Below are 24,921 nucleotides of genomic sequence, written 5' to 3'. Positions count from 1 at the left end.
CACATTCATACCGTGTGCAGGAAAGAGGGCTGGCATACCGCACAGCCCTCTTATTTGGCAGAGCAGACGATACGGAGGAAAACTTATGAAGCAAAGGAATACACATATAATGAAACCCGAAGATGAACGCCAGTATATGCTGAATGATAAATTTGAAATCATGGAAAAGTATGGGGTGCCTACGGGTGCCCTGCAGATTCATTTTCACAATTTTTATGAGATATTGTATATAGTGGACGGAACTTTTAACTGCCTTATTGATAACACCACATATTACCTGAAGCGCGGAGACTTACTCCTGATAGACAGAAATCATATGCATCATTACCAGTATGTGGAGAAACAGCATGAGGATTCCAAGCGGATACTGCTGTGGATTACAAAAGAATTCTTAAATGAGCTGTCGGGACCGGAAGTGGATCTGACCGGCTGTTTTACTATGGAAGGGGCACCGGCTTACCATTTTCCGGCACATCACGAAGATAAACTGGCAGATTACCTGTTTCAGATCCTGTTTGGTATTTCCACAGAAGAGGGGATAGACGCAGAACAGATGCTGATAGAAAAATCCTATCTGACTTTATTTTTTGTTTATTTAAACCGGCTGTGTGCCCGACAGAGGTTTCAGTTTACGGAAGAGGAAACCACAACCAGTGAAATGATGAAAAGAGTAATTGAATATATTGATCGGCATATCGCGGATGCCATAGCAATCGAGGATCTGGTAAACCTTACCAGCATGACAAGGTATCAGTTTCTGCGTACCTTTAAATCCATTACGAGTATGTCCATCCATGATTTTATTATAAAAAAGAGGCTGCTTGCCGCCTGTGAGCAGATCTGGCAGGGGAGCCAGATCTCTGATGTGTACAAACGGTGCGGCTTTGCAGATTACTCCTCTTTTTTTCGGAATTTTAAAAAGGCATATGACATGTCACCCCGGGAGTTTAAAACCTATTTTGAACAGGCTGAGTAGCAGTTTAAAGTGTTTAGCGTTCCGGAATCGACCAATGCTCCAGATAGGCAGCCTCCGCCGACGGTGGATAATACATCTCAACCCCAAAGGCGGCTGTACGGATCTGCTGTTGTTTTAACCAGCGTTCCATGAACTTATCCGCTTTGAACACCGCATCTCCGTACAGCTGGGAGATGTTTTCCGCTTCAAAACCACAGACCAGATATTCACAGGCAGGCATTTCGAAGGTCTGATAGCCATGGACTGTTGTACCTGGAATGATTTCTGCACCGGCCATGTAGATGCAGTTCCCCTCTTTTGCATTCCCCAGATACAGGGCACCAAGTTCATTGCCCTCCGGCAGCAGATTGGGAATGAGAGGCTTGATTTTATGAAAATCCTCCCAGAGTTTCGCACCTGCGGCAACTCCGGTAGTTTCGCCGCCCATAAGCTGGGCAATTGGAATCTCACCTTCAATGCCGGCAAATGTTCTCGGCTGATCCAGCTTCCGGCGGAAGATTTCAAGTACCATTCCGTCTGTGATTAACGGAACATTCTCGTCTACCATTACATAGTTTAATATGAGATCCGGTTTGATAAAATGATTTAAAACCACTGGATCAGCGCGATACTGTTCCGGAGTGATGCCAAAGGTTTCTTTAAATGCCCTTGTAAAATTTGAGTGGCTGGAAAATCCGTACTCCATTGCAATATCTACAATGCGGCTGCTGCTGGATTTAAGAATTTCCGAGGCTTTTGACAGTTTACGCATTTTTATATAATCATAAACTGTTTTATTTACGAGGCGGCTAAAAAGCCTCTGGAAATAGAATGGAGATAAAGCTGCGGTTTTTGCCAGGGTTTCGATTTGTAGTTCTTCATTTAAGTGTTCTTCTATATAATCGATCGTGGATTGTATTGATTCCCATGCGTGCATTACCTGCACCTCCTTTATTATTGTTGGCAATGAGCCAAGGCAGACATGCTTGCATGTCCATTTGGCGGCTGCCGCGATGGCTGGAGCGAGCGTGTCTTAAAATTGTTTTCTGGTAGCTGAATAGAATATACCATATCTCAAGTAAATTATGCTTATCAAAGAGTGCTCTTTTTTCCTTTCTTTTTTTCTTTCCTCAAATTTCTATCAATAATGTTAAGAAATATTAAGTAAATGTTACAATTGTGAGGGTATTACAAACTTATATCACAATATTTCGTTAAAATATTCCTATTCTGGAATGATTGGGGAGAAATAAATGGCGATCTTAATTAAAAATATTACAAAATCTTTTACAAAGAATGATGACACAAAAATGCTGGCAATTCTTGAGAACCTTTCCCTGAGTATTGAGAAGCAGGAGTTTGTTTCTTTTGTAGGGCCTTCCGGATGCGGAAAGTCCACGCTGCTGAGAATTATGGCAGGACTGCTGGATTCAGAAGAAGGTACAGTGGAGATTGGCGGAGAAGTAGTAAAAGGACCCAGCAAAGAAAGAATGATGGTATTTCAGGATTATGTACTTTTTCCGTGGATGACTGTTTACCATAATATAGCGATGGGTCTTAAAATTGGAAAAAATGATAAGGAAAGAATTCAGAAAAAAGTGGACTGGGCAATTGATCTGGTAGGGCTGAATGGATTTGAAAAATCCTATCCTAACCAGTTATCAGGAGGCATGAAGCAGAGAGTGGCAATTGCCAGGGCACTGGTTATGAATCCAAAGATATTGTTGATGGATGAACCCTTCGGGGCGCTGGATTCATTTACCCGTATGAAATTACAGGATGAGCTGGTCCGCCTTTGTGACAGAAAAGAGTTTACCACCTGTTTTGTAACCCACGATTGTGAAGAAGCTGTATACTTATCTGACAAGATAGTTGTATTTACAAACTCTCCTGCAGAAATTAAGGAAATCATTACGGTGGACCTGCCAAAGCCCAGAAACAGGACAAGTCCGGAATTCCAGGCGATCAGGAACAGGATTCTGGAACTGGGTATCGGTGCATGAAAGTATGGGGGATATTCCGGTACAGCGTGATGCGCAGCTGTCAGAAAGCAATTTTCAGACACGCTCAAGTACCTATTAATATAGGAGTATATAATTAAAATATTAACAATGAGGAGCACAGAAATGCAAACAGCAACGTTTAGAACATTGATTGGAGACATGGCGGAAAAATACCAGGATCGATGCTTTGTCACCTGCGCGAGAACACTTCGGTCCCTTACCTATATAGAATTGCGTGATAAGATTGATGCAATGAGCCTTCATCTTCGGGCATTGGGACTTCGGAAAGAAGATAAAGTCTTACTTATGATGGAAAACAGTATTGAGTTTGCCATAACCTATTTTGGAGTTACAGACACCGGAGCGGTGGTAATTCCAGTCAATACATATTTAAAGGAAGCGGAGCTTTCTTATCTCATCACGGATTCTCAGGCGAAAGCAATCATTACAACTGAGAAGTTCGTTGAAAATATCCCAAAAAAATATAGAATGAAACAATTGTCTATGGCAGATGGGCATATCTTCCTGAGCATTGGACTGAAAGCTGCCAGTACACCGGGAGCACCGGAAATTCCCGAAACAAAGCCAGAGCCGGATGACGTGGCAATGCTGCTTTATACATCAGGAACTACGGGGCATCCCAAGGGAGTAATTTTAAGTTACCGGAATCTGCTGGCGAAAGCAGAGCATATCGCGGCGGCCCATAAGCTGACAGAAAAGGATGTGGCGCTGTGTGTACTTCCCTGGTTTCATATTAATGGACTGGTAATCACCCTGATTACACCTTTATTCTCAGGCGGAAGTATTGTGATAGGCGGCAAATTCAGCGTGCGCAGCTTCTGGAAGGATATTGAGAAATATAAGACTACCTGGTTTAGCGGGGTTCCTACGATGTATTCCCACTTGCTGGCGAAAGGAATCCCGGAAGACGTGGATTTCAGTTCCATGCGTTTTGCAAGATCCGCTTCTTCGCCTCTGCCGGTAGCAGTTCTGGAGGAGTTTGAACAGAAATGCGGTATGCCCATAATAGAATCCTATGGTATAACGGAAGGCTGCAGCCAGATTACCACAAATCCCATGCCTCCCCTTGCAAGAAAACCCGGTTCTGTGGGACTGACATTTGGAAATGATATTAAAATCGTGGATACAGAGATGAATGAACTGCCAACAGGATGTCTGGGAGAGGTTCTGATTAAGGGAAATAATATAACCAGAGGCTACTATCATAAGGAGGAAGAGACGAAGAAAGCTTTTACGGGAGAGTGGTTCCACTCGGGGGACCTTGGATATCTGGATGAGGACGGATATCTGTTCTTAGATGGCAGAATTAAAGAACTGATTAACCGTGCAGGAGAAAAGTTCTCACCCAGAGAAGTAGATGAGATCATTTATCAGATGGATGGGGTAGAACTTGCCGCTACCGTAGGCGTTCCGGATGCAGTGTATGGGGAAGAAGTAGCTGCTTATATTAAAGTGAAAGAAGACAGCAGCCTGGAAAAAGAAGATGTAATCACCTACTGCAAAGAAAGGATAGCGAGCTATAAAGTTCCGCGGATGGTATTTTTTGTAGAGGATATTCCCAAAGGAGGAAATGGGAAAATCCAGCGATTAAAATTAGTGGAGATGTTTAAGAAAGGACAAGGGGTAAAGGAATGAGAAAGTGGAAGAAATTAGTAGGAATGGCAGCGGCAGCAGCAATTTTTGTATGTGGATGCGGAGCAGGGGAGACAGCAGCAACATCCGCAGAGACAGCAGGAATGACGGCAGAAGATGCTGCCAGTGACAGCACGTCACAGGAAGTATCAGACAAAGATACGGAACAGGATACCCAGGGCAGCAGTGAAGCAGCAGGCGGTGACAATGTAATACGGGTTGGCTCCATATTGGCACTGGGGACGGCAACTCCTTTCGTTGCACAGGAGAACGGGTTGTTCGAAGGAAGCGATATCTCTATCGAAGTAACCCAGTTTGCGGATGGTTCTGCTCTGATGGAAGCATTTGCAGCAGGAGAACTGGATGTTGCACTGTCCGGTGTCATACCAGTTGCTACCTGGATTTCAAAAGGTATCGACATGAAGGTAGTTGCTTCTGCCAATGGTGGCGGCCATGTACTAATGACCAGAAAAGATACGGAAATTACATCGGTTGAAGATTTAAAAGGAAAGACAATAGCCGAGCCAAATATCGCTACTGTGACTGATGCATTATTAAGAAGTAAAATTCTGGGGGATGCAGGTCTTGACCCGGATATGGATGTTACCCTGATTCCGGGTATGAAGCCGGCTGATATGGCAACAGTTCTGATGGTTACGAAGGAAGTGGATGCAATGATTACCTGGGAGCCATTTGCTGCCCAGGCTGAGAAAGATTATGAAGACATTACAGTTCTCTATGACACAGCAAAAGAAATTAAGGAAGAGACCGGAAGCAACGCGTTTTATCCTGTTAATGTAGTGGCGGCTAACCAGGATTTCATTGATAACCGACCGGAAGATCTGGACAAGTTCCTGGATATTTACAAGAAGACAGTTGACTATATCAATACAGACCCGGGAGCCAATGCAGTACTGGCAAAGGTTCTGGATATGGACGAAATAACAATCCAGAATGCCCGTGAACGTATTGACTATACATTTGACATAGATCAGGCAGCTACCCTGGAGACTTTACAGTGGGCAGCTGATCTTGGATATATTGACAAAGTGCCGGATAAATCAGAAATTTTTTACGAGAAAAAATAGAGAGGTTTGTAAAGTCTTATGAAATATAAAGCAAAACCGTTTTTACAGGGTTGTATAACCATCATTGTAGTAATCATTATATGGAGCATTGCTTCAAAAACGGGGCTGTTTGGGAAACTGGATCCGGATACCGCAAAGCTGCTTCTGCCTATGCCAAATGAGGTGGCGGCAGAGTTTGCGGACATGATAAGAAGCGGATATCTGCTCAGTAATATCTGGGTCAGTATGCAGCGGGTCCTGATTGGGTTCGGAATTGCAGCTGCAATCGGACTGCCCCTTGGAATCATCATGGGCATCAGCGAAAATGTCCGGAATTTTATTTACCCTCTGGTTCGTTTCTTTTCTCCGATACCGGGAGTTGCGTGGGTTCCACTGGCAATCTTGTGGTTTGGACTTGGAAACAATGCAGCGATCTTTATCATAGTAATGGGGTCGTTGTCTCCGATTATTGTAAATTCCCTCCAGGGGGTTCTGAACGTAGATAAGAAGCTCTATGATGTTCTCAGTATTATGGAGGCAAATACCTGGCAGGTTGTAAAATATTGTATCATCCCTAGTATTATCCCCTATATTGTTTCAGGGTTTAAGCTGGGGCTGGGATTTGCCTGGAGGGTAGTGATAGCAGCTGAAATGGTAGGCGTGCCAAAAGGTCTCGGCTACGTATTAAGCGTGGGGCGAAATACGGCAAATACGTCCGTTACGATCATCACGATTATCAGCCTTGGCATTATTATGATGCTCATGGAAGAAGTATTGTTCCGGTTTCTTGAAAGCCGAACGAATCAATGGAAAAAATGGCAGTAAAATAAGCCGCAGAAGATGCGGCGCTGGAGGAATTATATGATTTTTTCATCTTATCAATTTATACTGGTATTCCTGCCGGTAGTGGCGATTGTGTATGGCATACTGAATCGCTTCCATTACTATTACCTGTCTAAAGTATGGATGGTTCTAGCATCCATGTATTTTTATGCACAGGGAAGTCCGGATTTCTTTCCGTTCTTTTTGGGAAGTGTCTTTGCAAACTATATTGTAGGAACAACTCTTTGCAGAATGCAAAAAGACAAATACAGGTTAGAGCGTAAGATTCTTATGCTCGCAGGTGTACTGGGAAATGTTGCGTTACTTGGCTATTACAAATATTATGATTTTTTTATAGAAAATATCAATCAGATAGCAGGCACAGACTTTTTACTGAAACGGATAGCGCTGCCGATTGGTATTTCCTTTTTCACATTCCAGTTAATTGCATTTCTGGTTGACTCCTATCGGGGAGAGACAAAAGAATACGGAGTTTTGGAATATCTGTTATTCATAACATTTTTCCCGCAGTTGATTGTAGGACCGATTGTACACCACAAAGAAATTACACCGCAGTTTGAAAATGACGAGAATATGAAACTAAACTACCGCAATATTGCCCTGGGCGTGTTTATCTTCGCCATCGGCTGTGGTAAGAAAATGCTGCTGGCAGATCCGCTCAACAACAGTGCGGCAGATTTTTACAGCTCAATCAAAGACTCGGTAACCATGTGGGAATCCTGGTTTTATACCATAGAATATTCCGTATCCTACTATTTTGACTTGTCCGGCTATACAGATATGGCTATCGGACTGGGACTGTTTTTCAACATAAAGCTGCCGGAGAATTTCAATGCACCATTTCGGGCAAGTAATTTCAAGGTATACTGGCAGAGGCAGCACATGACGCTTTCACGATTTCTTGGGGGATACGTATTTAAGAATGTATTCCGCAAAGGCGTAAAATGGCGGAATTATTACATAGCTACCATGGTGACCTTCTTAGTGTCGGGTATCTGGCATGGGGCAGGATGGAATTTCATAATCTGGGGACTCATGAATGGTGTCCTGGTTTGTATTGGCGCATATCAGAGCTATCACAAAAAAGAACCGCCATACCTGATCGGTGTTATCATAACCTTTTTCTTTATCGTACTTACAAGGGTTATATTCGTGGCATCGAATATGCATGATACCTGGGTGGTATATAAAGGAATGTTTGACTTTAAAGCGCTGATAGATCTGGGAGCTTCCCAGGTATGGCAGGAGATCTCCCATTTTGTGGCGGATCACCAGACGGTGGGACTGATTACCGTAGTTGGGCTTCTGATCTGCTGGTTTGCGCCAACCACAAGGACAATGGCGGAGAGATTTAAGCCGAATGCTTTGCATTTCTTATATGCAGGGACGCTGCTTGCGATTTGTATCTGTAAAATGAATCAGGTAGTACAGTTCCTGTACTTTCAGTTTTAGGAGGACAGCGAATGAAGTATAAAAAATGGGCAGTCGGATTCCTGGTATTTGTGTTAGCGGTATTTGGATTTATCTGCGGAATGAATTATTTTGTAGATCCCTTTGGATATTTTGCATTTCGGGGAGGCGATTATGATGCCCTTGGTACGATTGAAGTGAATGACAATAGTTACAGCAGGTTCTTTAAAGCGGAGCATGTAAAAAACTATCAGGACCAATACGATGGGTATATCATAGGCGGTTCCAAGGCGGGAACCTATCTTGCGGAAAAAATGAGTGAGATTGACGGATACCGTTATTACAATATGTTTTCCACGGTAGGAAACTTTAACGAATATTATCTGAACACAAAATATCTGGTGGAAAATACAAATGTTAAAAAAATTGTGCTGAACATCAGCGGAGGTGAAGTCCGCAGGTTTGAGGCAGAGCATGTGGGAGACCTGTATAAGGTTCCGGCACTTATTTCCGGAAAGTCCCAGGCAATGGAATTTATTGATTTTATGTTAAAAGATGTCACGGTAAGCCTGGATGAGCTGAAAGAAAAATGGAAAGAGAAGGGGACACAGACATTCTATCCGGAAATCGGGGATGGTGCCAGGAACCTGGAAAAGTATTATTTAAGGAGAGATGAGAACCCTCAGAAATTCACAGAGAAGTTTGTTACAAATAAAATCGATAAACATTTAAAAACACTCTTTACAAAACCTAGTGAAAGGCCTTATTATGAAGAGAACCTAAATGCTTTCAAAATGATAAAAGAAGTGTGCGATGAAAATAATGTAGAACTGATGGTGATTATTGCCCCATCCTTTATCGGTGAGATGAGTGAACATGAGAGTGAAGACTACTGGCAGTTCTTATATGACATCATATCAGTATCAGAAGTTTGGGATTTTAGTGGTTATAATGATATTGATCTGAATCCCTATAATTTTTATAATGAAGGCCATTTTTTCTATGAAGTATACGATTTGATGGTTGATACAATAAAAGGCACACGTTCCTATGAAGGGTTTGGTACTTACGTTACAAAGCGCAATGCTTATGAGCATATTGAAGAACGTAAGAATGATTATTACAAATTGAAGAAAGAATATGAAGAAACAGGCACCGTGAAATTAGGTGGATTTGACGATGCCAGCAGAATTCGTTAGGAGTAGTGTGAAATGAGGAAAAACCGTATTTTAGTTGTTGAGGATGAATTAAAACTGGCAAGGACGCTGTCGGATTTTTTGAATATCAATGGATATGAGGTAATAGTTGCTTATGACGGTCAGCAGGCTGTAGAACTTTTTTATCAGAACATGCATAAATTAGATCTGGTGTTGCTGGATATTATGCTGCCGCATCTAAATGGATTTGAGGTACTGGGAGAGATTCGTCAGAAATCTGAGGTGCCTGTTATTCTGCTCACGGCTAAAAATGCGATTACAGACCAGTTGAATGGTTTTAATAAAGGTGCGGATGACTATATTACCAAACCTTATACACTGGCAATTATCAAAGCCCATGTAGAGGCAGTCTTAAAGCGTGCAGGAAAACTTAAGGATGTTTTATTTGCAGGAGAGCTTAAGATAGAGATTGCAAGCCAGAAGGTTTATTTAAAAGAAGAATTTTTGGAAACTACGCCAAAGGAATTTGAACTTTTGGTGTATTTCCTGGAAAATGAAAACGTTGTACTTTCCAGAGAAGCTATTTTGAATTCAGTCTGGGGTTACGATTATAACGGAGATACCAGGACGGTCGACACCATCGTGAAGCAGCTTCGGAAAAAATTGACGGATCAATGTCCTTATATTAAATCTGTCTATGGCGTAGGGTATCTGTTTGGAGTAGGAGAACATGATTAAAAAAATAAAAGGCAATATGATTATAATGCAGTGGGCATTCCTTTTGATCGTTGTTGGGGGAAGCAGTCTTGTATTCAGTCTTTTTGCAACAGATTACTATGTTGGACAGAAGAGCAAAATGATGGAAGAAGCATTTGAAGAAATAAAATCGGTGGATTTAAAAAAGATAGACAGCGACGATAAAAATTTGTTTAAAAGTTATGAAAATGAGAACTTTTCGTTCGTCATTGCAAATGCTAATTACGAACCTGTTTATACAACAAGGAAGTCAGGACCGAAAGCCCAGGTTTATAAAAATGTGAACCTTCATATTGAAGATTTTACGGAACAGCCCAAAATTCGAAGGAATATGTCAAAGGTTATGGGATTGATTCGATTTCCGGGAATTATCAAACAGGATGGAAATCTGTATTATGTGAGTATTAAGGAAGAGATTAAGTCAGCCTACAGCTCCTTTAAATATACCCAGACCTTCCTGGCAGTAGTAATTGTTATCTCCCTTTTGATAGGCAGTATCATAATGTATATACTGTCGAACCGTATTGCAAAACCGATTGAAGAAATTGGTGAGGTCGCGAAGCGGGTTGCCAAGCGGGATTTTACCAGAAAGGCTAGAACGGATACATCCTTTCAGGAAATTAACAGCCTCGCGGTAAATATCAACTCCATGTCCGAGCAGATTCAGGAATATGTGCAGAGCCTGGAGGGTGATAAGGACCGGTTAGAGATTGAAAATGTGCAGCAGGGCAAGATTGATGAAGTCCGTAAAGAGTTCATGGCAAATATATCACATGAGTTAAAGACACCACTGACGGTTATTTCCAGTCAGGTAGAAATGCTTCAATGTATGGGAGATGAGATTGACCGGGAATATTATTACAATTCAATTGTAGAAGAAGTGTCAAAGATGTCGGATATGATTGGGAATATGCTCAATCTTACTGTGATAGAGCATCATATGGATACGATGCAGATGGGTAAAGTAAATTTAAGTGAAATGATGCAGTACCTCATGTTTAAATACGATGCCCTGTTCAGGCAGAGCCAGATCAAATGTAGTTTCCATATTGAACCGGAATGTACTGTAATGGGAAATCGGGTATACCTGGAACAGGCAGTTGGGAACTTTATGATGAATGCTTTTAACCATACGCTCCAGGGCGGTCTGATTGAGGTCAGCCTGACCCGAAAAGAAGGAGATGTCTATATAGAAGTATACAATGAAGGAGAACCGATCCCGGCAGAGGATATAGATAAGATCTGGAGGAGTTTTTACATGAAAGGTGACAATGATATATCACCGCAGGAAGATAGATCTATGCATGCAGGGCTTGGGCTATATATTGTCAGAAGCATTGTAGGCTTACACCATGGTGAATGCGGTGCTGTCAACGTAGATAATGGTGTGGAATTTTGGATGAGGCTTCCTGGCAATTCGTCCGGAAATGAAATAGACGGAGATAAAAACCGCAGTAAAAAAGTGATCGGCAGAGGCTTAGATACGCAAACTAAGTTGTAACATATTCGAGAAAGATAGTTAAAACAGGATTAAGCCATAAGAAAAGTACAATCTGAAGGAAATCCGTAACCCGATAAAATGGGGGACGGAGGATTCGGACTGTACTTTTTTAGGTATATTTCTGATAAAAAATATTGAACTATTTTTCACGAAATGTATTATAATAAGGATATCCGGGTTTAGAGAATGAGAACGGGTAATACTAAGAAAAGTAATTTTTATAAAGAGAGAAAAGAGGTGTATCTATGAATTCAGTAATTTGGGCAGCAGGAGGTACCGGCTTCACATTTTTGATGACGACTCTGGGAGCTGCCATGGTATTCTTTTTCCGTGGGAAAGTAAATGATGGAATCCAGCGTATTTTTCTGGGATTTGCGGCAGGTGTTATGATTGCCGCATCCGTATGGTCATTGCTGATACCGGCAATTGATGAGGCGCAGGCACAGGGACAGATTGGGTGGCTTCCGGCAGCAGGAGGATTTTTACTGGGAGGCGCATTTCTTTTAATTCTGGATTCACTGCTTCCCCATCTGCATCCGGGAAGTAAAGAGCAGGAGGGAGTATCTGCATCCTGGAAAAGAACTACCTTGTTGGTTTTTGCTGTGACCCTTCATAATATTCCGGAAGGAATGGCAGTTGGACTGTCTTTTGCGTTAGCAGCCCAGCATGGCGGTGATACAGCATTATATGCCGGTGCCTTTGCTTTGGCGATTGGTATCGGAATACAGAACTTCCCGGAAGGCGCAGCTATATCACTGCCCCTGAAGCAGGAAGGCGTCAGTACGGGGAAATCATTTTTGTATGGAAGTATGTCGGGAATAGTAGAGCCGATTTTTGGTGTACTGACTGTTCTGGTGGCAAAAAATATAGAGCCTTATATGCCATGGCTACTCTCATTTGCAGCAGGTGCCATGATCTATGTTGTAGTAGAAGAATTAATACCGGAGGCACATTTAGGAGAACATTCAAATGTAGGTACGATGGGGGTTATGGCTGGATTTTTGATTATGATGATATTAGATGTGGCATTGGGGTAGTATGGCAGCGAACAGTTTGTGAACGGTCCGCCCCCTTCTCTTTCCAGAATGAAAAAGATAAATTTTTGATGAAAAATAGAAAATAAATATATTTTACTATTGTTTCCGTATCAGTGTCTGTTATAATAGAAAATATTGATAATGATGGCAGTTGTGTTGTAATTATATAACAGAGGAGCTTTGAGAGCATGGATATTGGAAATCAAGGTGTAAGTTTTGTAGAAAAGTTTCTTTATTATTATTATAAAGAGTGGAATCCTGAAAAAATAACAGATATGATGGATTGTGAAATTCTTTGGTTCGAGACGGGGATTGATACGTTCTATTCTGGTCAGGATGCAGTGCTAAAATTGGCAGAAGAAAAACGGACAGCAAATTTCCATAGCTATGAGATTACAGAGCCGTTATATAAAACTAAACGTCTGGGAAGAGACTATTGCCTGGTGTTGCTAAAGGCACGGCTGAAAGAGAAGTCAGCCGATAAGTTATGTAAAAGCCATGAAATACTGATTACAGCTATCTGCAGGTTAACAGATACGGAAGAAAAATTATGCTATTTTCATGTTTCTGCACCAGCAGCTGATATTGAGGCAAGGAATTTGGAACTACTGATGTTAACCAATAATGTTCCGGGTGCAATATTTTGCTGTAAATATGACGAACGCCTAACTCTGACGCAGATGAGTGAATCATTTTTGGAAATGTTCGGCTATACACAAAAAGAGATAGAGGAAAAGTTCGCGAATAGTTTTTGGGAAATGATAGACGCAAGGGATCGTGAGGCAACTCTGGAAGAGGTAAAAAAGCAGCTTGCCCTCAGCGATACCAAAGAAATAGAGTATCGTATCCGAAAAAAAGACGGCAGCGTTGCCTGGATTTTGGATAAGGGAAGATTGATCACAGCCAGTGATGGGAGTGGTATCTTTTATTGTGTATTGGTTGACATTACGAAAGGGAGACTTGCTCAGGAAGAACTGGCAATGAGTCTGGAACGCCATCAGATTATTATGGATCAGACAAATGATATTGTATTTGAATGGGATATTGAGAGGGACAGTTTAAGTTTTTCTGCTAATTGGGAAAAGAAATTCCATTATGAGCCTGTAAAAGAGCGGTTTTTCGCGTCGCTATCCTATAATTCTCATGTTTTTCGGGAAGATCTGCCCGCTTTTAGAAATGCATTTGATCAGATTCGAAGCGGTAAAGGTTACATGGAGATAGAAGCCAGGGTTAAAAAGACGAAAGAAGAATACATCTGGTGTAGATTTAGGCTTACTTCCCAGTTAAATAAAGATGGGATTCCCATTAAAGCGGTCGGGGTAATCATTGATATAGATAACGAAAAAAAGAATTCCCAGCAGCTTTTGGAAAAGGCTGAGCGTGACCCGCTGACGAAACTCTATAATAAAGGTACGGCGCATGCTTTGATTGATAACTACTTGCAGTGCAGTAATATGGGGAAGCAGTCTGCGCTGATGATTATTGATATTGATGATTTTAAAATGGTGAATGATACTCTGGGGCATTTATTTGGGGATGCATTTCTTGTAGAGATCACATCAGATGTGCGGAAACTGTTTCGTGAGTCTGATATTGTAGGACGTATAGGCGGAGATGAATTTATTGCTTTTATTAAGGATATTCCTGGCAATGCACTGGTGTTTGAGAAAGCACGTCAGGTGGTTGAGGCATTTCGCAATCTGCCTATGCAGGAGAGCTGGGATAAATCCATATCCTGCAGCATAGGAATCTCTGTATTTCCGAATGACGGTCAGCATTTCCAGGAGCTTTATAAGAAGGCAGATTATGCTTTGTATCAGGCGAAAAAGCAGGGTAAGAATCAGTATGTACATTATGACGATTCAATTGGCGACGGATTTCCGGGAATACCTGTCTCGATGCCAACGGCAGTAAATGAAAAAATTGACTCTAACGAAGGCATGGGGAACACCCTGAACAGTAAGCTGGTTGAGTATATATTTAAAATACTTTATAAATCCATTGATGTGGAAGCTGCGGTAAGCGCGATTCTGGAAATTGTAGGGCATCAGTTTAATGTAAGCCGCGCATACATATTTGAAAATACAGAGGATGACCGGTATTGCAGCAATACCTTTGAGTGGTGTAATACCGGCGTGAAGGAAGAAATTGATAATCTGAAGCATGTGTCTTATGATTTTGATCTGGGAGGAAACTATGTAGCAAATTTTAACGAAGATGGAATCTTCTATTGCAGGGATATTATGGAATTACCGCCGAAACAAAAGGCTATTCTGGAACCACAGGGGATTAAGTCTATGCTTCAGTGTGCCATAACAGACAATGGAGAGTTCAAAGGATATGTTGGTTTCGATGAATGCAGGATGAACAGGTTCTGGACCCAGGAGCAGATCACGACACTAATTTTTACCAGTGAAATACTAAGTACTTTTCTGTTAAAGAAACGTGCACAGGACAGTGTGGTTCAGACATTGGAGGGGATGCAGAATATCCTGGATAATCAGAATTCCTGGATTTATGTAATCGGTGCAGAATCTTATGAGATGTATTATATCAACCAAAAGACAAAATCGCTGGTGCCTGATGTAAGAGAAGGCATGTGCTGTTACCGTAAATTTTTTGACAGGGAGGAACCTTGTGAAAACTGTCCGGTAAAGGATCTGGATGATACTGTAAAAAACTGTACCAAAGAATTCTATAATCCGATACTAAATGTCTGGTCCAGCGCGGATGCTTCAAGGATCCGCTGGAAAGGGAAGGATGCAGTCCTTCTTTGCTGTCATGATATAACGAAATATAAAATATGAAAGTAACCATGAAAGCATTTATGAAAAGGTTAATGAAAACAGCGCGGAACATATCGTCCGCGCTGTTGCTGTCTGTATTTATTTAAGCATTAAACATGATGCGTTCGCTGCTGAATGCTTTTGCAATGATTGCAGTTACTGCACCGCCCACCAGAACGGTAATTCCAAGAGTCATGGCAAAGTGAAGTACAGTTAATTCTCTGGTAAAGATTTCGCCAAGTGCTATACTGCAGTTATAGATTGGTATCAGGTATTCGTAAGTTGCGTGTCCTGAGGATGGAGAAATCATGGTAAAAAGTCCTGCAACAATAACAATGATGTATAAAGGAGTTACATAAGATGCTGCTTCTTTCACAGTGCGGGCGAATACCGATACAATTCCAACCAGTGCCACATATAAAAATGCAAGAGCTATGATAATTGCAGCAATCATAATAATCTGCCCTGCAGTAAAGGTAACCGTCATATTTTCCGCACCCATAGATGCCATGGACTTGGGAAGAGAAACAGTTAAAGCAATAATATATACGGAAGCGGACATAATGGACAGCGTCATTAGTGCCAGAAGCTTGCCAAGGGCTATTTCAAAACGGCTGATTGGTGTTACTAACATGCTGGCCAGAGTACCGCGTTCTTTTTCGCCGGTAATCGAGTCGGTACCCAGTGACATCGTTCCTGCAAATAAAAGGATAGTTACCAGGTAAGGCAGCAGCATGGCAAGGAATTGACCGGAAGCTTTAGCATCATCCTGAATAATGGAATTCTGATTCGTGTTGTCAATTGTAAATATGGTTATCATATCCAGGTTACCCAGCCGGTCAGCCAATAATGCCTTCTGATATCCGTTCAGGGATGTTGTGAATTCGTCGTGGGCATGTTGGGAATAATTTTCTGACGGATTATAAAAAGTCTGAATGTCAGGAATCGGATCCCCCTCTTTATAATTTGCAATCTGCTGGCTGAAATCCTGAGGAAAGACTACCAGAAGATCGAGCTTACCGTTATAAATGTCATCTTTTGCAGCATCCAGAGTTTCGTCTGCTTTCAGATAGGAAACATTTGCTTTACCGATAAAATCCGCCATATGTCCGGCCATATCTTCCGGCGCATTCTGGATAGAAACCGTTGCAACATGCTCTTTGGTATTCTGTGATTCCTTATTGCCCAAATAACCCATGAGGCTGTAAATTCCAACCATAAGTACAACGGGAAGGATAAATAGTGAGAAGATCATTTTTGAATCTTTGAAGACACGCTTTAATTCTTTGCAATAAATTGCTTTTGTTCCGTTCATGTTTATACCGCCTTTCCATAAGTCTGGTACAGTTTAAAGAAAGCATCCTCCAGATCGTCACATCCTGTCTGGTTTAAGATATCTTCCAGTGTACCTTCTATTGTTAATTCTCCGTCAATAATAATCGCAATACGGTCACAGAGCTTCTCTGCTTCGGACATGATATGCGTAGACATGATAATTAATTTACCTTCTTTTTTCAGCTTCTGCAGATAATCAGTAACTGCACGTGCCGTAATGATATCCAGTCCTGTTGTGGGTTCATCGAAGATGATTACCTTGGGATCGTGAATTAAGCTTACTGCAATGGCGGCTTTCTGCTTCATACCGGTGGACAGTTCTTCTATTTTCTTGTTTTCAAATTCCTTTATTCCGAAATGTTTGAAAAGCTCATCCCTGCGCTGGTTGATGGTTTCTTCTGAGAGCCCGTGCAGTTTCCCGAAAAATCCCATGAGGTATTTTGGTGAAAACTGAGGATCCAGTTTGATCTCATTTGTTAAAAATCCTATATTTTCACGAACTTTGGCGGAATCCTTTATAGTGTCATATCCACATACGGATATGCTGCCGCTGGAAGGTTTCAGGAGCGTAGCCATACAACGAAGGGTAGTGGTTTTGCCGGCGCCGTTTGTACCCAGAAGGCCGAAGATCTCTCCTTCATGAGCCTCCAGATTAAGATCGGAAACTGCTGTTTTTTTAGTGTTCTTTGCTTTTTGTTCTTTTTGCTGCTTCTTGTTCAGGTGATAAATTTTAGAAAGATTTTTAATTTCAACCATAATATGTCCTTTCTGTTGCTAATGATTTTTGGGTTTTGAAAGTTTTAAAGAGGTAATGGAGTATACCATAACCTGTAATAACCATATTGCACCAACGATTAAAAAGGGAAGGGTTCCAATTTCAAATGATGGACCCAGCAGGATTAAAAAAATCAGGATGAACACATAAAAGATCTGTGAAATGCGAAACGCTTTGTAAGCTGACTTATAAGCAACTTGCTTTTCCTGTTCATCACAACTTTTCAACCATTGTTTCTGAAAGTTGAAATCCAGAGGATCCCCTTTCTTTTCCGGATTAATTTCCTGATCCAGCCCGATAATCTTCCGCTGAAGGAGTGCTAATGCAAGTGACAACGTGATAAATGCCAGCATGCAGATCAGCTGGGTGGCTGCGCCCCCTTTGTGAATGTCTATAATTCCGATACAGAAAGCGATCATTGCCAGAATAGGACCGATTTCACTTGCCATCAGGGAAATGGAAAGCTTTCGTTCCGTCTGAATGATGGAATCGGAATCTTCCTGATCCCACAACTTGAATTCCTTTTTAGAGATACGGTATAAAACGTAGGAAATCAAAAGGGCTATGGCATCAAACACAACACTCATATAAATGGAGTATCGAATCAAGATGCCGGATACCGTATTCCCCACACTGGTTAAACTAGCTTCAGTTGAAGCAAAAAGATAACCCGCGATTCCTCCGAGTACACCTGCCAGAAAAATGACTAGAAAAAAGCGGATTAAGACAATCCTTTTTCTATTCTTCATCATCTTCTCCCTCCTCATAACTAAATATTTCTTCAACACCAACCCCGCAGACTTTGGCTATTTTAAGTGCTAAAGTTACTGAGGGGGAATAATCGCCCCGTTCAATCAAACTGATTGTCTGCCTGGATGCACCTACCAGGCTTCCCAGTTGCTGCTGGTTAATTCCCAGCTTTGCGCGGAATTCTTTCAAGCGATTGTATAAGGGCATATGATCATCCCCTTTCTTATAACAATTTTTATAATCCATGGAGTGACAAAGAATTAGGTCAAAATGACAATTATTATTGTCAAAGACAGTATAGCAATGACAAGAATAGTTGTCAAGAAGAAAATTACAAGAATTGTAAATTCATCGATGTATCAGATCTGGTTCCACCTTTTTTATATAAGTTTCCAATGAGCTCCGGTCAATCAGCGCAGGTACAACCCCTTGCCTGGAAGTACAGAACCCTGCGGCATAACTGGCAATCCGTATGGCTTCATCCAGGCTGTAACCATACAGAAGATAAGAGGCAAGAGCAGATATGAAGGCATCTGCGGCGCCTGTGTTGTCAACAGATACAAAACCAACAGCCGGATAATAACGCTCAAGACCGTTTGATTTAACGTAGCATCCCCGGTGTCCAAGGGTGATAATCACGGTGCTTACGCCTTTACTTAGAAAACAGTCTGCCTGTTCGGGAAGTGTACGGATGCCCGGACAGAGAGAAATCATTTCGATCTGGTTTGGTATAAAAATATCAATATTTTTAAGAATAGAATCGGGTATCCGATCCAGAAGTGTTGGCTTTAGGATAGTCCTGGCGCCGTACTTTTTTGCGGTTTGTGCTGCTGTCTCAATAGTAAAATCAGGTATTTCGGTTGGCAGCAGGCAATAACCCGCATTTTCAAATAGCCGTTCATTATTTATAATATCCTGGGCTGTCACATTCTGGTTTGCCCCGGTAAGGATAGAAATCGTACTTTCCCCGTCATTTTGTACATGTATGTAAGCTTTTCCCGTGCTGGCGCTAAGATCCCTTCCGATTCCCTGTATATCTACACCATTTTCCTTCATAGCACTGTAAATCAGAGCGGAATCATAGTCAGTTCCAACCTTGCCGATCAGGGAGACGGGATGACCCAGGCGGGCAGCGCCGATTGCCTGATTTACGCCTTTCCCTCCCGGGAAAGTAGTGGAACGGCTTGTGCTGACTGCTTTTCCGGAATGAGGCAGCTCATCTAGATTTAATGTGACATCAATATTGATGCCTCCGACCACTACAATTTTCGGGGAACGGTTTGGATAGGGAACATCCAGGCTGGCAGTGTGGTCCAGTATGGATGTCTGGTAAAAGCTGAGATCAGAAAATTCTCTTTTTTCACATTCTTCAATCAAGTGTCTGCAAATAAATTTTCCAAATTCATAGTAAGGAACCGGAATACCGGAAATTCCAGGGTATTGAATTTCCCCCGGGACATCATCCTTCAGCGTAATGAGAGAAATATCATATGGAATCCGATAATGGAATTTGTCCAGCTGCTCGTAGAGAGCAAGGCATAATGAAAAGTGCGAACATAAAATGCCGGTGAGTTTCCGTGCGACAATATCTGAATACCAGCTTTCAGAATCTGTTGATAGAACCATGCTGTCGGTAAACGGAATCTGATTGTCGTACAGGCATTTTTTGAACCCTTCCAGAATGAGCTGTGAGCGGTGTGTGCCGGGTGACAGGAGACAGGCAATTTTATGATGTTTATATTCAACCAGAATCCTGGCGGCCTGGTACCCCAGAGAGGAAAAATCAATGCAATAGCTGTTATCCGGAGCTGATGGTCCACAAACAGCATATGTAATATTCAATTTTGCAAAATGGTGCCCGTGACAGAGGCTTTGGCTGCTTACCGGATCCCAGATAACACCGTCTACCTTGTTTTTACAGAGTGCAGTTATATTTTTCAACTCTTCCTGCGCGCTGTTAATACTGTCACAGATTAAAATATGATAGCCGTTTTCCCGTGCGGAGGACATTATTCCATCCAGCAGAAGACGGGATTTTGAGGCGGATTTTAATAATACACCCAATACAAAAGTTTTAGCAGTAGATGCAATTTTTGCCGAGGAATAGGGGGTATAATTATATTCTTTAACGATTTTCAAAACACGGTTTCTGGTTTCGGCATTGATGTTCTCATCCTTGCTGTTTACGATCTTAGAAACGGTGGAAATGGATACACCGGCTAAACCGGCAATTTCTTTAATTGTCATATCACTATTACTCCAAGTTTAAAAAAGGTTGTCAGGTGTGCTTGCAATGACATAATTATCATATATGAACTGTATTTTGTCAATTGCTATTTGACTTAAATTGTATAAATAGCACAAAAAACAATTTTCTGAAATAGTTATATCTAACAAAGTATGAGGAATAGTATTGACATAAAACGAAAACGTGATAAGATAACATCAAGAAATTGATTTAAGAAAATTATTTTCCTAAACTAGCAATTATATTTTGAAAGGAGGAGCAGAGGAACTTAATTGATGTTGCAGCTTATATTCTTGATGCAAAGTATAGAGCTGCAATTGTACACTAAATCTATCATCTTATATACACAAGAAAAATACGCATGTGATCTGCAGGACAGAATTTGCAGAAATTGAGAAGATGCGTAAAATAAAAATTCTCTTACAGGAGGAAGTTGAAATGACAGACCAGGAATTAATCAGAAAATTAGAAAGACCGGCAGGTCCGGTAGACGTTGTAATCGATACGGACACTTACAATGAGATTGATGACCAGTATGCTTTGGCTTATTTGATTAAGTCAGGGGAGAAATTAAGGCTGAAAGCAATCTATGCGGCACCTTTTCACAATGAAAAGTCTGCTGGACCCGGAGATGGAATGGAGAAGAGTTATCAGGAGATTATGAATGTGCTGGAGCTGATGGAACGGGAGGATTTAAAGGAAAATGTCTTTAAGGGGGCGGTTAAATATCTGCCGGATGAATCGCAGCCGGTAGAATCAGCTGCAGTAAGAGATCTTGTGGAAAGAGCTATGGAGAGAAAAGAGGATGATCCTCTTTATATTATTGCCATAGGTGCAATTACCAACATTGCTTCTGCAATTATAATGGAACCGGAAATTGTAAACAGGGTGGTAGTGATCTGGCTGGGGGGACATGCCTATGACTGGCACGATAACAGGGAGTTTAATTTATTCCAGGATGTTGCAGCAGCCAGAGTAGTGTTTGATTCAAAAGTACCGCTGGTACAGCTGCCCTGTATGGGAGTTGTTTCCCATTTTGCGACTACTGGTCCGGAACTTAAGTATTGGCTGTCCGGCAAGAACAAGCTTTGTGACTATCTGGTAGATGTAACGGCCGCGGAGGCGGACAAATATGAAGAAAGCGCCTGCTGGAGCAGGGCAATCTGGGATGTTGCGGCGGTAGCATGGCTGCTGGATGAGTCCTTTATGCTGGATCGTTATGAACACAGCCCGGTTCCGGAGTACGATGACCGGTATGCCTTTGACCGGACACGGCATCTGATTAAATATGTTTATGCCATTAACAGAGACCGGCTGTTTGAAGACTTATTTCATAAACTGACAAGTTAAATATAAGAAGAAAATGATGGAGGAAATTACGATGAAAAAAAGAGTTGCAGCAATATTATTAACGGTAACGATGACAGTATCTGCATTGACCGGTTGTGCAGGAACAGGTCAGGAGAAAGAGACGCAGGCGTCAGGAACAGGGGAAACAGCAGGCAGTGAAAAGAGAAGCAGTGATACCGGCAAGGAAGCTGAGTCTCAGAGCAGCGACGGCAAAGCCGGGGATTCTAACAAAGCAGATGCAAAGTCAGATACTGCTGAAAAGCCCTTTGAAGGGCAGACAATTACCTGGGTATCACAGGGAGTAGGTGACAATGCATGGGAAGGTCAGACAAAACCTCTGATAGAAAAATTTGAGGAAGAGACCGGAGCAACGGTAAAGACAGAGTGGTATTCATTTAAGGATTTATTTGAAGTAATAGAAGTGAAAGTGGGGTCAGGCTCCTCTGATTATGACGTATTAAGCGTGGATGTTCCAATGGTGGCAGGTTATGCTGACAGGGGCTATCTGGCGCCTATGGATGAATATTTTACCGAGGAAGAAAAAGGGCAGTTTATAGACTCGGCAGTGACAGCAGGCAGTTGGAATGGGAAATTCTATGCTCCTGCAATGAATACTTCTTCCCAGCTTCTCTGGTACAATAAGGCGCTGCTTCAAGAGGCGGGTATAGAAATGCCGGAGTCGGATACTGAGAACCGCCTGACCTGGGAACAGGTAGAAAAAATGGCGAAAGACACCCTTGCTGCAGTTGATCCGGATGGAACTATGGGAATTGCCGGGCTTATGTTTCAGCAGGTAAGCAGAACTTACCAGATGAATCCTCTTGCAAACAGTCTGGGAGGAAAAAATATCGGAGATGACGGATACGGGGTAGATGGTGTCATTAATGATGAAAGCTGGGTAAAAGCTTGTACCTGGTATCAGAATCTCTACCAGGAAGGAGTTTCGCTCAGAGGGATTACAGCAGATGAGGTTACGGATACCTTCACGGCTGGCAAAGTGGTATTTATGGTCGGCGGCACCTGGACGGAGGCAAATTGTGCACAGAAGAGTTTTGAAGACTATGGTTACTGCCCGGTTCCGGCTTTTGAAGGACATGAAGATCAGGTGGGAACTTCAACAGGAAGCTGGCATTTTGGTATCCCGGCTAATTCCCAGAACAAAGATCTGGCAGCTTATTTTATCAAATGGTTGTCTTTAGGAGAAGGAAATGACATGTGGCTTGATATTAACCATGACGTTCCATCCACGAAGGCAGCAGTAGATGCAATTCTGAATGATGACAATGCCGATGGTATTATGAAAATAGCAGCATATGAAGCAGCAAATACAGCTGTTCCAAGGGCACTTACCCCAGGTTACACCGAGTATGATACGGTAATCACAAATACCTGGGAAGATATTCGCAACGGTACTGATGTGAAGACGGCACTTGACAATGCAGTATCTCAAATCAACACTGCAATGGAAAAATACAAAAAATAGAAGGCACAGAGGTGATATCGTGTTTAATCTGACTAAAAAATACTGGTTTATTCCTTACCTTATGATACTGCCTGCATTTGTGCTTATACTTATATTTAAAATATCTCCGATTATAAGTACGCTGTTGGAGGGAATTATCATTGATTCAAAATTCACCTTACATACATATCTGACCCTATTTCAGGATCCTGTATTCTGGAATGCTTTATGGGTTACTATTGAAATTAATATTGTGATGATTCCACTTCAGGTACTGCTGGCATTCCTCATAGCTATGCTTGCCAATACTACCATTAAGGGCATTGGGTTTTTCCGCACAATATTTTATCTGCCGGTAACCATTTCACTGACAGTAGCCACTATTTTATGGAACATGATGTTTAATCCTAATAACGGTATTATAAACAGTTTATTAAGTGTATTTGGAATCCCTGCCCAGGGATTCCTGATCAGCAAGAGCCAGGCACTTTGGTGTATTGTTATTATTGCAACCTGGAAGGGTGTGGGCTACTGGATGATGTTTATCCTGGCAGGGCTTAAAAACATCGATACATCCATTTATGAGTCGGCCAGAATTGATGGTGCCGGTTGGATAAAGACAACAACCCGGATTACACTTCCTCTTATCAAGCGTGTTTTACTATTTGTATTTATTGCAAATACCACTGCAAACGTACTTCTGTTTGTACCGATGCAGATGATTACAAATGGAGGGCCTGAAAATAGTACAAACGTGCTGATGTTTGAGGCATACAAATCTGCATTCAAGTTTATCGACCGTCCCAGATCTTCTGCAATCGTAACTGTGCTGCTGCTTATCATCGTATTGATCTGCTGCCTGCAGTCCTTTATTTTATCAGATAAGGATGATGATACAAACGGGAAGAAAAAGAAAGGGAGGAAGAGGGCATGAGCAGAAGACAAAAAAAGATTATAAAAAATGTGGCAATATATTTTGGACTTGCCTGTGTGGTACTGGTTACGCTTTTTCCTTTACTGTGGGGAATATCCGCATCTTTTCGAAATGATAGTGAGTTATATAAATATGCGCTTCCGTTTTCCATACACACACTGCTTCCGGTTAACTTTACGGCAGAGGCTTATGTGAAGATCTTTACGGACTTTAATTTTCTGCAGCCGATTCTAAACACGCTGTTCGTAACGGTAGTATCTATATTCTTAGGCTGCATTGTTAACAGCGTTGCAGCTTTTGCATTTGCAGCATTTGATTTCAGGTTTAAGAAGATATTATTTGGTATCATATTGCTTTCATTTATGATACCTTTTGAGGCAATCGCGCTTCCGTTATATTCCATAGCAGATAAGTTCGGGCTGGTGAATAGCCGGATGGGAATTATTCTCCCCGGAATTGCCAGCGGTCTGGTACTGTTTCTGTTTGTACAATTTTTTAAGGAGATTCCCGGAAGTCTGGTAGAAGCGGCAAGAGTGGATGGTGCAGCTTTGCCTGCGATCTTCTTTAAAATCATTATACCACTGTCTGTTCCGGTATTTATAACCGCAGGGCTGATGATTTTTATGGATCAATGGAATTCCTATCTTTGGCCCCTGCTGATAGCCAGAACCAGAGAAATACGAACCATACAGATCTCATTGTCTTCTTTTCAACAGGAACGTTCCACGTTGTGGTCGTGCCTGTATGCAGGCTCCATGATATCTGCATTAATACCGCTGTTTTTATTCCTGCCCTTTCAAAAGTACTTTGTGCAGGGTATCACCAGCAGTGGTGTAAAAGGATAATTAACATCAGTTAGAAAAAAGCCCCTGCTTCTTACCTGGAAGCAGGGGTAATAT

The 24,921-nt window shown here is 41.8% G+C and carries 21 protein-coding genes; 15 read left to right on the top strand and 6 right to left on the bottom strand.

All coding sequences use genetic code 11. The features are described 5' to 3' along the window. Positions 1-85: 85 nt before the first annotated feature. Positions 86-976: a helix-turn-helix domain-containing protein gene (locus tag CD03_RS0119380; protein WP_027295045.1), complete on the top strand. Its 891-nt coding sequence runs from the start codon at positions 86-88 to the stop codon at positions 974-976. A gap of 13 nt (positions 977-989) precedes the next feature. Here CD03_RS0119380 and CD03_RS0119375 read toward each other — a convergent pair whose 3' ends face one another. Then, positions 990-1,892 carry a helix-turn-helix domain-containing protein gene (locus tag CD03_RS0119375; protein ID WP_027295044.1) on the bottom strand — a complete coding sequence of 301 codons (903 nt, stop codon included), beginning with the start codon at positions 1,890-1,892 and terminating at the stop codon, positions 990-992. Positions 1,893-2,208: 316 nt separating this feature from the next. Between CD03_RS0119375 and CD03_RS0119370 the strand changes: the two genes are divergently transcribed. The 10 genes from CD03_RS0119370 to CD03_RS0119325 all read left to right on the top strand — a co-directional run bounded on the left by CD03_RS0119370 (position 2,209) and on the right by CD03_RS0119325 (position 15,189). Beyond that, positions 2,209-2,958 (top strand): ABC transporter ATP-binding protein, encoded by a 750-nt coding sequence (locus CD03_RS0119370; RefSeq protein WP_027295043.1) that lies wholly within the window; start codon positions 2,209-2,211, stop codon positions 2,956-2,958. A 123-nt stretch (positions 2,959-3,081) separates the two neighbouring features. Continuing rightward, positions 3,082-4,614, top strand: coding sequence for an AMP-binding protein (locus CD03_RS34115; protein ID WP_044289512.1), 1,533 nt, complete (start codon positions 3,082-3,084; stop codon positions 4,612-4,614). After that, positions 4,611-5,699, top strand: coding sequence for an ABC transporter substrate-binding protein (locus CD03_RS34110; protein WP_052377882.1), 1,089 nt, complete (start codon positions 4,611-4,613; stop codon positions 5,697-5,699). Before CD03_RS34115 ends, CD03_RS34110 begins: the two co-directional genes overlap by 4 nt. 18 nt (positions 5,700-5,717) lie before the next feature. Further along, complete coding sequence (locus tag CD03_RS0119355) at positions 5,718-6,503, top strand: ABC transporter permease (RefSeq protein WP_027295042.1); 786 nt, start codon at positions 5,718-5,720, stop codon at positions 6,501-6,503. A 36-nt stretch (positions 6,504-6,539) separates the two neighbouring features. Further along, entirely contained in the window at positions 6,540-7,973 is a 1,434-nt protein-coding gene (locus CD03_RS34105) for an MBOAT family O-acyltransferase (RefSeq protein WP_044289508.1), read from the top strand. Positions 7,974-7,984: 11 nt separating this feature from the next. Continuing rightward, positions 7,985-9,130 carry a hypothetical protein gene (locus CD03_RS38315; RefSeq protein ID WP_027295041.1) on the top strand — a complete coding sequence of 382 codons (1,146 nt, stop codon included), beginning with the start codon at positions 7,985-7,987 and terminating at the stop codon, positions 9,128-9,130. Positions 9,131-9,142: 12 nt separating this feature from the next. Further along, entirely contained in the window at positions 9,143-9,826 is a 684-nt protein-coding gene (locus tag CD03_RS0119340) for a response regulator transcription factor (protein WP_027295040.1), read from the top strand. Continuing rightward, positions 9,819-11,345 (top strand): sensor histidine kinase, encoded by a 1,527-nt coding sequence (locus tag CD03_RS0119335; RefSeq protein WP_027295039.1) that lies wholly within the window; start codon positions 9,819-9,821, stop codon positions 11,343-11,345. The genes CD03_RS0119340 and CD03_RS0119335 overlap by 8 nt, the downstream gene beginning before the upstream one ends. Before the next feature lie 245 nt (positions 11,346-11,590). Then, on the top strand, positions 11,591-12,382 hold the full coding sequence (locus tag CD03_RS0119330; RefSeq protein WP_027295038.1) for a ZIP family metal transporter: 792 nt from the start codon (positions 11,591-11,593) through the stop codon (positions 12,380-12,382). Positions 12,383-12,570: 188 nt separating this feature from the next. Then, the gene (locus CD03_RS0119325; RefSeq protein WP_027295037.1) at positions 12,571-15,189 is read left to right on the top strand and encodes a diguanylate cyclase domain-containing protein; all 2,619 of its coding nucleotides are present in this window, start codon (positions 12,571-12,573) and stop codon (positions 15,187-15,189) included. An 82-nt stretch (positions 15,190-15,271) separates the two neighbouring features. Here CD03_RS0119325 and CD03_RS0119320 read toward each other — a convergent pair whose 3' ends face one another. The 5 genes from CD03_RS0119320 to CD03_RS0119300 all read right to left on the bottom strand — a co-directional run bounded on the left by CD03_RS0119320 (position 15,272) and on the right by CD03_RS0119300 (position 20,275). After that, positions 15,272-16,483 carry an ABC transporter permease gene (locus CD03_RS0119320; RefSeq protein ID WP_027295036.1) on the bottom strand — a complete coding sequence of 404 codons (1,212 nt, stop codon included), beginning with the start codon at positions 16,481-16,483 and terminating at the stop codon, positions 15,272-15,274. Positions 16,484-16,485: 2 nt separating this feature from the next. After that, positions 16,486-17,259 (bottom strand): ABC transporter ATP-binding protein, encoded by a 774-nt coding sequence (locus CD03_RS0119315; protein WP_027295035.1) that lies wholly within the window; start codon positions 17,257-17,259, stop codon positions 16,486-16,488. Between the two features lie 18 nt (positions 17,260-17,277). Then, positions 17,278-18,030: a DUF3169 family protein gene (locus tag CD03_RS36250; RefSeq protein ID WP_027295034.1), complete on the bottom strand. Its 753-nt coding sequence runs from the start codon at positions 18,028-18,030 to the stop codon at positions 17,278-17,280. Next, positions 18,017-18,235 carry a helix-turn-helix transcriptional regulator gene (locus CD03_RS0119305; protein ID WP_027295033.1) on the bottom strand — a complete coding sequence of 73 codons (219 nt, stop codon included), beginning with the start codon at positions 18,233-18,235 and terminating at the stop codon, positions 18,017-18,019. The genes CD03_RS36250 and CD03_RS0119305 overlap by 14 nt, the downstream gene beginning before the upstream one ends. 141 nt (positions 18,236-18,376) lie before the next feature. Next, positions 18,377-20,275 (bottom strand): PfkB family carbohydrate kinase, encoded by a 1,899-nt coding sequence (locus tag CD03_RS0119300; protein WP_027295032.1) that lies wholly within the window; start codon positions 20,273-20,275, stop codon positions 18,377-18,379. Positions 20,276-20,675: 400 nt separating this feature from the next. Here CD03_RS0119300 and CD03_RS0119295 point away from each other — a divergent pair, with 400 nt between their 5' ends. The 4 genes from CD03_RS0119295 to CD03_RS0119280 are packed head-to-tail and all read left to right on the top strand — an operon-like array spanning position 20,676 to position 24,867. Beyond that, positions 20,676-21,626, top strand: a complete 951-nt coding sequence (locus tag CD03_RS0119295; RefSeq protein ID WP_242849127.1) for a nucleoside hydrolase — start codon at positions 20,676-20,678, stop codon at positions 21,624-21,626. A gap of 31 nt (positions 21,627-21,657) precedes the next feature. Beyond that, on the top strand, positions 21,658-23,109 hold the full coding sequence (locus CD03_RS0119290; RefSeq protein ID WP_027295030.1) for a sugar ABC transporter substrate-binding protein: 1,452 nt from the start codon (positions 21,658-21,660) through the stop codon (positions 23,107-23,109). A gap of 19 nt (positions 23,110-23,128) precedes the next feature. Then, on the top strand, positions 23,129-24,022 hold the full coding sequence (locus CD03_RS34095) for a carbohydrate ABC transporter permease (protein ID WP_052377881.1): 894 nt from the start codon (positions 23,129-23,131) through the stop codon (positions 24,020-24,022). Next, on the top strand, positions 24,019-24,867 hold the full coding sequence (locus CD03_RS0119280; RefSeq protein ID WP_027295029.1) for a carbohydrate ABC transporter permease: 849 nt from the start codon (positions 24,019-24,021) through the stop codon (positions 24,865-24,867). Before CD03_RS34095 ends, CD03_RS0119280 begins: the two co-directional genes overlap by 4 nt. The last annotated feature ends 54 nt before the right edge of the window (positions 24,868-24,921 follow it).

The sequence above is a fragment of the Robinsoniella sp. KNHs210 genome (genome assembly GCF_000686105.1).
Lineage (GTDB): Bacteria > Bacillota > Clostridia > Lachnospirales > Lachnospiraceae > Robinsoniella > Robinsoniella peoriensis.
This window is presented reverse-complemented; position numbering and strand designations above follow the sequence as displayed.